This is a genomic window from Campylobacter jejuni, from assembly GCF_049221745.1.
GTDB classification, from domain to species: domain Bacteria; phylum Campylobacterota; class Campylobacteria; order Campylobacterales; family Campylobacteraceae; genus Campylobacter_D; species Campylobacter_D jejuni_E.
In genome coordinates, this window is sequence record NZ_JBMJAO010000007.1 from 43,359 (window position 1) to 56,677 (window position 13,319).

The window sequence follows — 13,319 nt, forward strand, 5'->3', positions numbered from 1 at the left end:
CTACTCCTTAAAGTCCTATTTTTTCATAAATTTTTTGCATTTTTTCTTGGGCAATTTTTCTTGCTTTGGTTGCACCAAAATCTAAAATTTCTTTCAAATGAGAAGGCTTTTCTAAAAGCTCATTATATTTTTCTCTTGCTTCTTTAAAATAAGTATTTACAAGTTCATTTAAATACATTTTAAAATGTCCATAACCCTCGCCACCTTTTTCATAGCGTATTTGTAATTCTTTTTGTCCTGCCTCATCTAAAAAAAGCTTTGCGATTTTAAAAACATTACAGCTTTTAAAATCTTTTGGATCTTCTAAAGCAGTACTATTTGTGACTATGGAAGAAATTTGTTTTTTTAAGGTTTTTTCACTGCTAAAAATATCTATAGTATTTTGATAAGATTTGCTCATTTTTGCCCCATCAGTACCCACAACTACAGCTACTTCTTCATTTACTCTCGCTTCTGGAAGGGTAAAAATTTCTCCCCATTCATTATTAACTTTTAAGGCAATATCGCGTACGATTTCAACATGTTGGATTTGATCTTTTCCCACAGGGACAATTTGTGTATCAAAAAGTAAAATATCAGCTGCCATTAAAACAGGATAAGAAAAAAGCCCATGTGAAGCACTAAACCCCTTAGCAACTTTATCCTTGTAGCTATGCGCACGCTCTAATAAACCTATAGGAGTAAATTGCGATAAAATCCAATAAAGCTCCATAACTTCCTTAACGTCACTTTGCAACCAAAAAACGCTTTTTTGAGCATCTATACCAAGACTTAAAAAAGCTGCAGCAGCTTTTAAGGAATTTTGCTTAAGTTTTTCTCCATCTTGCAAAGAAGTCATGGCGTGATAATTTGCGATAAAGATAAACATTTGACTTTTTTCTTGTGCATCTACCATTTGTTTAATCGCACCAAAATAATTACCTATATGTAAATCGCCACTTGGCTGAAGCCCTGTTAATACTCTCATCTTATCACCTTTTTAATCTCGCTTAAAAGCTCATCTATATTTTTATTTTCTATATTTAAAACAAAATTTGCCTTTTGTTCATACTTGCTTAAACGCTCATTATATAATTTTTTTGCTTTAATTTCATCATAAAATAAAGGCCTTTTAGAAATTTCATTTTCATCTAAATGCTTTTTTAAATATTCAAAATCTGCTTTTAAATAAATACAAAAACCTGCTTTTTCTAAATTTGAAACATTAACAAACCCCCCGCCTGTAGCAATACAAGCTTTATCACAAGAACTAAAAAAATCAGACATTTTTTGCTCTTGTTCTCTAAAAAAATTCTCTCCTTTTTGTGCAAAAATTTCACTAACTTTTTGATTAAATTTTTGTTCTATTAAAAAATCACTATCCAAAAAAACAAGATCTAAATCTTTAGCCAAAGCTCTTGCTAAAGTGCTTTTTCCAGAGCCCATAAATCCTATAAAAACGATATTTTTAGCTTTCATCATTTTCTTTACTGCCCTTTTTACGCGAAGCAATCACTAAAGGCACACCTTCGAAATTAAATTCTTTTCTGATTTGATTTCGCAAATAACGCTTGTAACTAAAATGCAAGGCCTTAGGACGATTCATAATAAGCGCAATTTTTGGCGGCGCTAAGTCATATTGGACTGCATAATAAATTTTAACCAATTTCCCATAATCATGTGGCAAAGGATGCGCTCTTGTGGCATTTTCTATTAAAGTATTAAGCTTAGAAGTTTGAATTTTTTGAGTGAAATTTTCAAAAATTTGTAAAATTTTATCCAGTAAAACATGTACTCTTTTTCCGCTTAAAGCCGATACGCTAATCACAGGTGCATAAGCAAGAAATTTAAAACGATCAAGACGCAATTCTTTTACAGTTTTATCAAAATCCATCTCACTTTTATCCCACTTATTAAGTACAATAATCACACCCAAATAATGCTTAGCCACAAGTCCAGCGATGCGTTCATCGAGCTCATTAAAGCCCTCATGTGCATCTAAAACCAAAAGTGCTATTTGAGAATGAGATAAAATTTTTTCCGTGCGATTTAAGGCAAAGCGTTCTAGTCCTTGAATTTTACCTCTTTTTCTAATGCCTGCAGTATCGACAAATTCTATCACTTTATCTTTATAAACTATACTTTCATTAACAGGATCTATAGTAGTTCCTGCTATAGAGCTTACAACGCTGCGTTCTTGCTTAACCAAAGCGTTTAAAAGACTTGATTTTCCAACATTTACACGCCCTACAATACCCACTCTTATATGATTTTGATCGACTTCTTTAAATTGAAATTCTTTTCCTTCTTCGTAATGCTCTAAAAAATCTTCTAAATTTTCTTCTTCATCAGGGATTAAAAACTCTTGATGTAAAAATTTTTCAAGCCATTCATAAAGTTCATCTAAACCAATATTATGTGTTACTGAAAGATTAAAGATTTCTTTTACGCCAAAATTTGCAAACTCCCAAGCCCTTTCTTCATCTTTTTTATTATCTACTTTATTAATCACTAAGGCTATAGGTTTTCCAAGTTTTTTTAAAGAATAAAAAAGCTGTCTATCCTCATCATCAGGTGCTAATTTTCCATCAACTAGATAAAGTATAATATCGCTTTCTTTGGCTACTTTTAAAGTATTTTTTTTCACATTTTTAAAAAGTTCATCACTTTCATCAAGCCCACCACTATCAATAAGTATGGCTTTTTTTGAATGAATATGAATTTCTGTTTTATTTGTATCTCTAGTTGTACCTGAAATATCACTTGTAATAGCTATTCTTTGTCTTGCCATTCTATTAAAAAGACTTGATTTTCCAACATTTGGCTTACCTATAAGTATAATGCTTTGCATTTTTTTCCTAGAAAATTATATTTTCAAAATTATATAAAATTTGGCTTAATATTAAGCAAAAAAAGACTAGAATTAACCCAGATTTTAGTTAAGGAAAAAAAATGCTAAAAGTAATCAAGCGTAATTTAGGAATTTATTTCATGATTTTAGCATGTTTGGATTTTGCACTTATGGGAGCTTGTGTAAAAATTCTTAGCAAAGAAATGAGTTCTATAGAAATTATGTTTTTTAGAAATATCATAGGAATTTTTTTCCTAGTCTATCTTTTAAAACGATCTAAGGCACATAAAGAAGAGGGGCATTTTTGGCTCTTGGTATTTCGTGGAGTAGTAGGCACGCTTTCACTGTATATGTTTTTCTATAATGTCTCAAATATTACACTAGGCGGAGCTTTTGCTTTTCAAAAAACCGCTCCTATTTTTATTACTTTAATAGCTTTTGTTGTTTTTAAAGAAAATATTGGCATCAAAGGCTGGATAGGAATTTTAATAGCATTTAGCGGAGTACTTTTAATCGCTCAGCCTTGGGCTCTCGACTCAAATCATTCAGGTTTTGATCTAAACAATTCAATTATAGGTGTTACAAGTGGATTTTTAGCCGCTTTAGCTCTTACAAGTGTAAGAGAACTTAGAAAATCTTACACTACAGAACAAATTGCTTTTTCTTTTATTCTTTTAGGAACCTTAATGCCTTTAATTTCTATGATCAGTGCTGAATTTTTTGAACCACAGCATCTTGATTCTTTACATTTAGATTTCATTCTAGCACCTTTTGTGATGCCAAGTCTTACAGCTTGGCTTATCATTGCCATTATGGGAACTTTAGGCACCATTTATCAAATTCATGTCACCAAAGCTTATGGTATCGCTAAACAAGCAGGAGTGGTTGCTGGGGTTAGTTATCTTGATGTAGTATTTAGTATGATAGTTGGGATAATTTTAGGAGATAATTTACCAAGTACTATGGTTTTTTTAGGTATAATAGGCATTATTTTTGGTGGATTAATTTTAGTTAAGAACAAAGGGAAAAAATGAAAAAAATGATACTCATTGCTGGTCCTTGTGTGATAGAAAGCAAAGATTTGATTTTTAAAGTCGCCGAACAATTAAAAAATTTTAATGAAAATCCAAATATAGAATTTTATTTCAAATCAAGTTTTGATAAGGCCAATCGCACAAGCATTAATTCTTTTCGAGGTCCTGGTCTTGAAGAAGGATTAAAAATTTTACACAGCGTAAAAGATGAATTTGGTATGAAAATCTTAACTGATATACACGAAAGCAATCAAGCAAACCCTGTAAGTGAAGTAGCTGATGTCTTGCAAATTCCTGCTTTTTTGTGTCGTCAAACCGATTTACTTGTGGCCGCAGCAAAAACTAAGGCAAAAGTTAATATCAAAAAAGGACAATTTTTAAACCCAAGTGATATCAAATATAGCGTTAAAAAAGTTCTACAAACCCGTGGCATAGAAGATGAAGGCTATGAAGCTGCTCAAAAAAATGATGTTTTTGTAGCTGAAAGAGGAGCTAGCTTTGGCTATGGAAATTTAGTAGTAGATATGCGTTCTTTAGTTATCATGCGTGAATTTGCTCCAGTTATTTTTGATGCTACCCATAGTGTACAAATGCCAGGGGCTGCAGGTGGAAGTAGCGGAGGGAAAAGCGAATTTGTAGAACCTTTAGCAAGAGCGGCAGCAGCTGTAGGTGTAGATGGCTTTTTCTTTGAAACACATATTAATCCTTGTGACGCCTTATGCGATGGACCTAATATGCTTAATCTTACACGCCTTAAAAATTGCGTTAATACATTAATAAAAATACAAAATATCATAAAGGAAAACAAATGAATATTATTGAAGGAAAATTAAATTTAGACTCAAAAACAAAAATTGCTATCATTAATGCAAGATTTAATCATATCATCACAGATCGCCTTGTAGAAGGAGCAAAAGATGCTTTTTTAAGACATGGGGGTAAAGAAGAAAATCTAAGTCTTATACTTGTTCCTGGTGCTTTTGAACTTCCGTATGCATTAAAAAAAGCTATAGAAAGCAAAAAATTTGATGCAATTTGTTGCGTAGGCGCAGTAATTCGTGGCTCAACTCCACATTTTGACTATGTTTCAGCAGAAACTACCAAAGGCATAGCCAATGTGAGTTTAAATCATAATATCCCTGTAAGCTTTGGTGTTTTAACCACAGATACTATAGAACAAGCCATAGAAAGAGCTGGAAGCAAGGCAGGCAATAAAGGCTTTGAAGCTATGACAACTGTAATTGAGATGTTAAATTTAAGCAAGGAGCTTTAATGGCAACGCGTCACCAAGTTCGCCAAAGTGTTATCTCTTTACTTTATGCTTTTGAGCTAAATTCTCAAAACAACATTTTTGTAGATGAAATTTTAGATGAAAAAAAAATACGCAATGAACAAAAAAATTTTACTTTAAATTTATATCATGGAATTTTAGATAATTTAAACAATATTGATCAAACCTTAAATTCATTTCTAAATGATAATCAAATTACAGCTTTAGGACATGTAGAAAGAGCTATACTAAGACTTGGAGCTTATGAGTTACTTTTTACCGATACTCCTAGCGCCATTGTCATCAATGAGGCTATAGAACTTGCCAAAGAACTTGCTAATGACAATTCTCCAAAATTTATAAATGGAGTTTTAGATGCCTTGATAAAGGCTAAAAAATGAAGCTTTGTGTCGCACTTGATCTTTCTACAAAAGAAGAATGCTTACAACTTGCTAAAGAATTAAGAAATTTAGATATATGGTTAAAAGTAGGTTTAAGAGCATATTTAAGAGATGGTTTTAAATTCATAGAAGAACTTAAAAAAGTTGATGATTTTAAAATATTTCTTGATCTTAAAATTCATGATATTCCCAACACTATGGCAGATGCTTGCGAAGAAATATCAAAACTTGATGTTGATATGATCAATATCCATGCAAGTGCTGGAAAAATAGCCATGCAAGAAGTTATGACACGGCTTAGCAAATTTTCAAAAAGACCTTTAGTTTTAGCAGTTTCTGCTCTTACAAGTTTTGATGAAGAAAATTTCTTTAGCATTTATAGACAAAAAATCGAAGAAGCTGTAATTAATTTTTCAAAAATATCCTATGAAAATGGACTTGATGGTATGGTATGCTCTGTTTTTGAAAGTAAAATTATCAAAGAACACACTCAAAGAAATTTCCTAACTCTCACTCCAGGAATTCGTCCATTTGGAGAGAAAAATGATGATCAAAAACGCATCGCTAATTTAACAATGGCTAGAGAAAATTTAAGTGATTTTATAGTAGTTGGACGCCCTATTTACAAAGATAATAACCCTAGAAAAATTTGCGAAAAAATTCTACAAGAAATTTAATAATCATTATCCTTATTATGTTTTAATAGTAAAAATTTTTAACAAGGAAAAATTATGATTATAACCCCTGAGAATTTATATAAAAAAAGAAGAGATTTTTTAAAACTTGGAGCAGGTGCTTTGATAAGTTCAAGTGTGCTTGCTTCTAAACTATCTGCTTTAAATTTCACAAGCGATACTAATCCAAACAAACTTGAAATCAGCGATGAAGAACTGGCTACAAATTATGTCAATTTTTATGAATTTTCAACAGATAAAAAAAAGGCTGTATCATTAGCACAAAATTTCAACACTCAAAATTGGAAAATCGATATCAGTGGAGAAATAGAAAAACCTTTAACTTTAAGCATGGAAGATATTTTAAAATTTCCCCTAGAAGAAAGAATTTATCGTTTTCGCTGTGTTGAAACTTGGTCTATAGTAGTACCTTGGGTAGGCTTTGAATTGCGTCGTTTAATTGAAATGGCAAAACCTACAAGCGAGGCAAAATTTGTTAAATTCACCACTCTTTTAGATAAGAGTCAATTTCCCGATCAAGATGCTTTATTTCCAACTATAGACTATCCTTATGTAGAAGGACTTCGCATGGATGAAGCTATGCATCCTCTTACCTTGCTTGCAGTAGGAATGTATAAAAAAGCCTTAAAGCCTCAAAATGGTGCTCCAATACGCCTTGTTGTTCCTTGGAAATATGGCTTTAAAAGTATTAAATCCATAGTTAAAATAGAATTTACCAAAGAACAACCTAAATCCACTTGGGAAAATTATGCTCCAAGTGAATATGGTTTTTATGCCAATGTCAATCCTAATGTCTCTCATCCTAGATGGTCTCAAGCTAACGAAAGAGCTTTAGGAGACTTCTTTACCAAGCCTACTTTAATGTTTAATGGATATGAAAAAGAAGTGGCAAGTTTATATAAAAACATGGACTTGAAAGTGAATTTTTAATGCAGACAAAATACTTTAAATTTCTTGCTTATTTTAGCTTTATTATAAGTTTAATCTATGGCTTTTATCACATTATAAAAGCCATAGATTTTGTAAAAGAAGCCTATATTTACACTGGAATATTTGCTTTGATCTTTTTAAATTTAAGTCTTTTATTTTCTTTACTTAAATTTAAAAAAACAAAAAATTATCCTAAAATTTTAGGTATTTTTGCAGCTTTTTGGGTAATTTTACACTTTTTAAATTATTTTATTTTTGATAGAAATGCTCACATTTTAAGACTTTTTGATGATATTTCACATCGTTTATTAGAAGCAAGTGGATTTATCGCATTTTTAATTATATTTTTAATGCTTTTGAGCTCTTTTAAAATCTTTAAAAAACTTAGCAAAATCAGAAAATTAGGATATTTATGCTTAGTTTTGGCAAGTTATCATTATTTTTTAACCCCAAAAGTTCCTATGTTTTGGGAATGGAGTGCTTTAATTATAGCTTTGTTTTATTTTATATTTCGCTATATAAAAACATTAAACAAGTTAAAATCCAACAATTTTACTTTTATCAAAACTTGAATTTAATTCTTTTTGTATACTTTCTATAAAATCTTGCATTTTAAAAACCCCATCTTGCGATACAGCTACTTTCAAAGCTGTATTTTTTACCACCATTAAAATTTGTGCTCCGCTTAATTCATAATTTGATAAAATATTTATATCAAAACCTTTTTCAAATAATGCTTTTTTAGGTAGAAATTTTTCCCAAATTTTAAGCCTATCTTTAAAATCAGGCTTTTTAAATTCTATCTTATAATCAAATCTTCTTGAAAATGCACTATCTAAGCTTTCTAAAAAATTTGTCGTAGCGATAATCACACCACTAAAACGCTCAATTTGCTCTAAGAATATATTTTGCATCTGATTATGCATTTTATCGCTGCCACTACTTCCATCTACACGCGTACTTAAAAACTGATCGGCTTCATTGAGAAGTAAAATAGGACTTTGTTTGCAAGTTTGCACGATATTTTTATAAGTATCAAAAATTTTTCTTACATTTTGCTCACTCTCTCCAACCCATTTGCTCAAAATTTTAGAACAGTCAAAACTAAGGACAGATTTTTTCATTGATTTAGCCATAGCTAAAGCTGACATAGTTTTTCCAGTACCAGCAGGACCATAAAAAATAATTTTAGCTTCTATATTTTTATTACTCTTTATACCCCAAGAATGAAGTCTTTCTAGGACTTTTTTATCTTGTTGTTTTAAAATATTTTCTAAAAGCTCTTTTGTATTTTCAGGCATAATAATATCATTGATGTCAGTGCTTGGTTCTATAAGCTCGAAAATATCTTGATCTTTTAAAACACTTTCAATTTTGATTTTTTTACTTTGTTTTGGTTCAAAATTTATAATTCTTTGTAAAATTTCATCAATAATAAAAAAACTTTTAGAAATATCTCCAAAAGCATTTAAATATTCATCATACTCGATTAAGTTTAAAAGAGGAGCATTTTCTTGTAATAGTTTTTTATTTTTATGTCTTTCTAAATCATTTTCACTGATTAAAGAAAGTAAAGAATTCATTTCTCTAGAAATCGAACTTTCATTACTTAAAGCATATTCTTCTTTTAAAAGTGCTAGAAAAATAATTTGTTCTTTATGTTCAAGATTATATTCTTTAAAAATATCAGCCAATACATTATAAAATTTACTTTTTTTTAGTCTTTCTTTGATATGTTTTTCATAAAGTTTAATTTGGTTTTTTATTTCACTATTATAAGCACTTTTTTGTATAAAACTTAATCTTTCGTATAATTGAATACGCACAAATTCGTCTTTTAAATATTCTAAATAATCTACATAAGCCTCTTGTTTCTCAAAGTTTAAACGAGGTTTTGCTTCTAAAAATTCTAAAAAATATTCACTTAGACTAAGCTCACTTTGCAATAAGGCAAGAGTTAATGTTTGAGTTTTATTATTTTCTAAACTTTTAAAAAAACTCGAATTTTGATTTACAAAACCTCTTTCGATAAGTTTTTTTAAATCCTCCAAAGCATCAAGATAAAGATACTTATCATTTCCAAAAATTGTCGATAATAAAGTAAAGGCATTAATAGAAGAAATAGAAACAACATAATTTCTACAAAGCTCTCTGAGAATCAAAGCCTCATTTTTAGCACACTTAAGCTCTTTATAAATTTGAGTATCTTCTATATTTTTCAAACTTAAAAAATTTTTTAATTTTTCCATTATTTTTTAAATTCCTTAAGCTCATCTTCGTTAAATTCTACGCAAATATTTTCATCTAAAAAATGACCTTCAAAAGGTAGATAACAAATTTTTAATTTTCCATTATTAAACAAAAAATTATTATTAAATTGTAAATTTTGCAGATCTTCAAAACACTCATCACATGTATTTTTAAGCTTCTCATGTAAAAGATTTTGAAATTTTTGATTTTCAGTATTATACAAATCATTTAGTTTTACAAACGCGTGAGCATTAATATCATAAACAAAATTATTTAACTCTAAAATAGCACGACTCATACCATCTTCATAAAAATAATACCATTCTTCAAAACTAATTTTTCCATCTTGTAAAAAAATAGGCTTTTGGCGAATTTGTTCAAAGCTAAATACACCCTTATGAACAGGATGAAATTCTTTAAAATCATCATTAAAACCTATAAAATCAAGACTACGCTTTATACGAATGCTATCTTGCGTTTCGACAAGTTCTAAAGTAGTTGTTCCTAAATTTTCTCCTTGAAAATTTTTATTATCATATGTAAACATTTTAGAAGAATTGATTTTATATTTTTTACGCTCATCCTGCCAAAAATCATTTGTCTTAACAAGTGGAATCTCTAAATTTCCATTTATATCATCAATAATTAAAAAACTAGAACTTGTTTGATTTTTATCTTTATCAAAAAGTGGGGTCATAGGTGCATTATCATAAACTATGGCAAAAATTTCTTTATCCTGCAAATGATAAAAATACAATTCACCTTTATAAACTTGTGCTAAAGCTAAATTTACAAAGCAAAATACCAGTAAAAAAAATTTCAAACTCTATCCTTCAATTTTGAATATGTGTTAAGATGATTTTAGTATGTGAAATTTTATCAAAAAAACTTACTTTATTATCACAAACTTGATAAAAAATTTCATAATTTTTTGCTTTTAAATTTTGTTCAAAACCACAATCAGTTTTTTCTAAATTTTTACCCTGCCATAAAGCATTTGCCTTTAAAATATCACTTAAAATATCATCATAATATATATTTTTAAAAAATTTTTGATTAAACACTTTTTTATCATAACACACCGCATTGATACAAATTTTATCCTTGATTCTGAGTTCAAAAAAAGCTTGTCCTAGTTTATAAACTTCTAAATTTAAAGCATTGTTTTCTTTTTTTAAAAAAGCTGCATCATTGATTTTTATCATAGGAGAAGCAATCAAAATCATCAAGCTTTGATTTGAAAAATTTTGATTTTTCACACTACAAGCACAAAGAAAAAAAACAAAACATAGAGCTAAACAATGTTTCAAATTTGACCTTATTTGAGATTTTTAAAACTGATATTTAACTCTAAATCAAGCTCTTTTACAAGCTTCATCACAGCTTGTAAATCATCGATTTGTTTTGCTACAACACGAATTTCTTCACCACGAATCGAAGAATTAACTTTAAGCTTGCTATCTTTAATAGCTTTATTGATTTTTTTAGCATTTTCACTATCAATAGCATCATTTGCTTTCAAATTTAAACGAAACATTGCCCCATTTTCACGAGAAAGCTCTTTAATAGCATTAGGATTAATTCCTCTTTTGATAAGTTTAGAAATCACTATATCTTTTAAAACATCGAGTTTTCCTTCACTAGAAGAACTGAGTTTAAAAATATTCTCTTTTTCGCTTAAATCAATCTCACACTTAATTCCTTTTAAGTCATAACGACTATCAAGTTCTTTCTTAGCTTGTTCAAAAGCATTTTTTAATTCTTGCTTATCCAAAGCTGCTGAAATATCAAAACTATGTTCACTTGCCATTTTCTATCCATTCTTTTAAATTATTATAAACTATATCCATTAAAGTATTTAAAGCTTCCTTACTCGCCCACGCAACATGAGGGGTAATAATAAGATTTTCTTTATTTTTAACACTTAAAAGCGGATGATTTTTCATCATAGGTTCAAATTCTAAAACATCAAGTCCTACACGAATATTTTTTTCATCTATGATTTTAGCTAAATCATTTTCATTGATAATCCCACCTCTTCCTACATTAATCAAAATCGCATTATCTTTTAAAAGATTTAATTCTTCAAAGGTGAGTAAATTTTTAGTTTTTTCATTTAAAGGTGCGTGGATACTTATAATATCACAAGTTTTTAATAAATCTTTTAATTCCAAATGTATAAAATCTGCGTTTTTATTAGATCCACTCGTAGAATAATAATAAATTTCAGCTCCAAAAGCCTTTGAAATTTTTGCCACTTCTTTACCTATAGCTCCTAAACCTATAATACCATGTTTTTTACCACTTAAGGTATTTAAAATTCTGCTATAATCTGTAAAAATAGGACTTTCACACCATTTACCCTCTTTGCTCCATTTATCATAATAAAGCACTTGATTTAAAAAAGCAAACATAAGCGCAAAAGTATGTTGCACAACACTCATGGTAGAATACCCAGCAGCATTTTTTATAATAATACCTTTTTCTTTAGCATACTCAATATCGATATTATTAACGCCTGTGGCAGTTTCTAAAATGAGTTTTAAATTTTTACAAGCATCAATCACATCTTTATCAATTACAACCTTGTTTGTCATGGCGACATTAGCATCTTTTAAACGCTCTATGGTTTGCTCTTTGTTTGTTGTAGTATAAATTTGCAAAGAACCAAATTTTTCAAAAATACTTAAATCATAATCCCCTAAAGTTGCCGCATCCAAACAAACAATTTTCATTTTTACTCCTTTATAATATGTCCTACAAATTTAGAATAATTATCAAGCACAAGACCGCCTTTTCTAAATCCTAAGCCACACCCTTCATAAGCAAAGAAAACACCTGCTTGATAGTATTCATTTTGACATGAATTAAACTCTACATATTCTTGATAAATAGCCTTATTATTCCCGTAAGGACCTACATTCTCATGCAAAGTTTTTCCATCTTTAATTATACTGATATTTGCACCTTCTCTACCAAAAACAGGTTTTTTAACATAGTTTTTACCCTCTAAAGGAGTATCTTTTGTTTCTAAAAGTAAAGGATGATTTGGATAAAGTTCCCATAAAATTTTTAAAATTCCTTTAGATTGAAATAAAAGCGTATAAGCAGGATTTAAAATAATTGCTCTTTGATTACGCATGATTTGAGTTAAAAGCATAGCAAGTTCACCCTCTTCTATGGCTATATCTTCCCAAGGAACAAGCTTAAACCAATACTCATAATTTTCACCTTCTTTAAAAATACCCTCTTCGCTAAATTCCACCTCATCTACAAAGGAAAAATTAGTTTGAAAACCTGCTTCATTGGCTATATGAGAAAGTAATTTTGTAGTGATTTCTTCTTCCTTGCTTCCTGCAACACTTGAAAAAAGAATTTTCCATCCTTGATAATGTTCTTCAAACCCTTCAACACTTTCATCAAGGGTAATAAGTCTTTTAAAATTATCCATCAAACTTTCATAAATACTGTTAAATTGTGCGCTTTCATCCATTCCATTTTGTTTTAAAAGTGCCCATTGTAAAATCGCACTTTCAAAAAGAGCAGTAGGGGTATCAGCATTAAATTCTATAAGTTTTATAGGCTTACCATCAAGCCCGCCCGCTAAATCAAAACGCCCATATAAATGCCAATGAACCTCATTTTCCCAGCTCATCTTAATCGCATCAATAAGACTAAAAGGAATTCCAAGCTCATCAAAACGATCATTGTCAATCACTTCTTGCGCCGCAGCAATAAACATATCATAAAGCTCATTTACCGCTTCATAATAAGCATTAGCTTCGCTTTCCTTAACACAAACTAACTTATTGCTAATATAATCACTTCCATCTTCATCTGTATGCCAAGAAAAACCTATATTTTCTAAATAATCTTTTTGAAGTTTATTTACTTGTAATAATTGCATTA

The 13,319-nt window shown here is 29.6% G+C and carries 15 protein-coding genes and 1 pseudogene; 7 read left to right on the top strand and 9 right to left on the bottom strand.

Annotated features, from left to right (window positions below; translation table 11 throughout):
• Positions 1 to 7: 7 nt before the first annotated feature.
• Genes trpS through der form a run of 3 tightly spaced genes read right to left on the bottom strand, consistent with a single transcriptional unit; the run spans position 8 to position 2,830 of the window.
• Positions 8 to 967 (bottom strand): tryptophan--tRNA ligase, encoded by a 960-nt coding sequence (gene trpS / locus ACOTU8_RS06235; RefSeq protein ID WP_422342192.1) that lies wholly within the window; start codon positions 965 to 967, stop codon positions 8 to 10.
• A complete protein-coding gene (gene aroK / locus ACOTU8_RS06240) occupies positions 964 to 1,461 on the bottom strand; it encodes a shikimate kinase (RefSeq protein WP_422342193.1) in 498 nt (165 codons plus the stop codon). Before aroK ends, trpS begins: the two co-directional genes overlap by 4 nt.
• Positions 1,448 to 2,830 carry a ribosome biogenesis GTPase Der gene (gene der, locus ACOTU8_RS06245; protein WP_422342194.1) on the bottom strand — a complete coding sequence of 461 codons (1,383 nt, stop codon included), beginning with the start codon at positions 2,828 to 2,830 and terminating at the stop codon, positions 1,448 to 1,450. The genes aroK and der overlap by 14 nt, the downstream gene beginning before the upstream one ends.
• 101 nt (positions 2,831 to 2,931) lie before the next feature.
• Between der and ACOTU8_RS06250 the strand changes: the two genes are divergently transcribed.
• From ACOTU8_RS06250 to ACOTU8_RS06280, 7 genes and pseudogenes are all read left to right on the top strand, one after another.
• The gene (locus ACOTU8_RS06250; RefSeq protein ID WP_422342195.1) at positions 2,932 to 3,864 is read left to right on the top strand and encodes a DMT family transporter; all 933 of its coding nucleotides are present in this window, start codon (positions 2,932 to 2,934) and stop codon (positions 3,862 to 3,864) included.
• Positions 3,861 to 4,676 carry a 3-deoxy-8-phosphooctulonate synthase gene (kdsA, locus tag ACOTU8_RS06255; RefSeq protein ID WP_422342196.1) on the top strand — a complete coding sequence of 272 codons (816 nt, stop codon included), beginning with the start codon at positions 3,861 to 3,863 and terminating at the stop codon, positions 4,674 to 4,676. The genes ACOTU8_RS06250 and kdsA overlap by 4 nt, the downstream gene beginning before the upstream one ends.
• Positions 4,673 to 5,137: a 6,7-dimethyl-8-ribityllumazine synthase gene (gene ribE / locus ACOTU8_RS06260; protein WP_084762411.1), complete on the top strand. Its 465-nt coding sequence runs from the start codon at positions 4,673 to 4,675 to the stop codon at positions 5,135 to 5,137. The genes kdsA and ribE overlap by 4 nt, the downstream gene beginning before the upstream one ends.
• Complete coding sequence (gene nusB / locus ACOTU8_RS06265) at positions 5,137 to 5,535, top strand: transcription antitermination factor NusB (RefSeq protein ID WP_422342197.1); 399 nt, start codon at positions 5,137 to 5,139, stop codon at positions 5,533 to 5,535. Before ribE ends, nusB begins: the two co-directional genes overlap by 1 nt.
• Positions 5,532 to 6,209, top strand: a pseudogene (pyrF, locus tag ACOTU8_RS06270) (orotidine-5'-phosphate decarboxylase); the annotation flags it as partial. The gene nusB and the pseudogene pyrF, both read left to right, overlap by 4 nt.
• 57 nt (positions 6,210 to 6,266) lie before the next feature.
• On the top strand, positions 6,267 to 7,160 hold the full coding sequence (msrP, locus tag ACOTU8_RS06275; protein WP_422342198.1) for a protein-methionine-sulfoxide reductase catalytic subunit MsrP: 894 nt from the start codon (positions 6,267 to 6,269) through the stop codon (positions 7,158 to 7,160).
• Entirely contained in the window at positions 7,160 to 7,732 is a 573-nt protein-coding gene (locus ACOTU8_RS06280) for a ferric reductase-like transmembrane domain-containing protein (protein WP_422342199.1), read from the top strand. The genes msrP and ACOTU8_RS06280 overlap by 1 nt, the downstream gene beginning before the upstream one ends.
• Here the strand turns inward: ACOTU8_RS06280 and ACOTU8_RS06285 are convergent.
• From ACOTU8_RS06285 to ACOTU8_RS06310, 6 genes are read right to left on the bottom strand one after another with little or no spacing between them, the layout of a single operon-like run.
• A complete protein-coding gene (locus ACOTU8_RS06285; RefSeq protein ID WP_422342200.1) occupies positions 7,697 to 9,409 on the bottom strand; it encodes an AAA family ATPase in 1,713 nt (570 codons plus the stop codon). The genes ACOTU8_RS06280 and ACOTU8_RS06285 overlap by 36 nt on opposite strands.
• The gene (locus ACOTU8_RS06290; RefSeq protein ID WP_422342201.1) at positions 9,409 to 10,233 is read right to left on the bottom strand and encodes a hypothetical protein; all 825 of its coding nucleotides are present in this window, start codon (positions 10,231 to 10,233) and stop codon (positions 9,409 to 9,411) included. Before ACOTU8_RS06290 ends, ACOTU8_RS06285 begins: the two co-directional genes overlap by 1 nt.
• 10 nt (positions 10,234 to 10,243) lie before the next feature.
• The gene (locus ACOTU8_RS06295) at positions 10,244 to 10,720 is read right to left on the bottom strand and encodes a hypothetical protein (RefSeq protein ID WP_422342202.1); all 477 of its coding nucleotides are present in this window, start codon (positions 10,718 to 10,720) and stop codon (positions 10,244 to 10,246) included.
• Positions 10,721 to 10,728: 8 nt separating this feature from the next.
• Positions 10,729 to 11,220, bottom strand: a complete 492-nt coding sequence (locus ACOTU8_RS06300; RefSeq protein ID WP_422342203.1) for a YajQ family cyclic di-GMP-binding protein — start codon at positions 11,218 to 11,220, stop codon at positions 10,729 to 10,731.
• Complete coding sequence (locus tag ACOTU8_RS06305; protein ID WP_422342204.1) at positions 11,210 to 12,145, bottom strand: D-2-hydroxyacid dehydrogenase; 936 nt, start codon at positions 12,143 to 12,145, stop codon at positions 11,210 to 11,212. Before ACOTU8_RS06305 ends, ACOTU8_RS06300 begins: the two co-directional genes overlap by 11 nt.
• Positions 12,146 to 12,147: 2 nt before the next feature.
• Entirely contained in the window at positions 12,148 to 13,317 is a 1,170-nt protein-coding gene (locus ACOTU8_RS06310) for a glutathionylspermidine synthase family protein (protein ID WP_422342205.1), read from the bottom strand.
• Between the last annotated feature and the right edge of the window lie 2 nt (positions 13,318 to 13,319).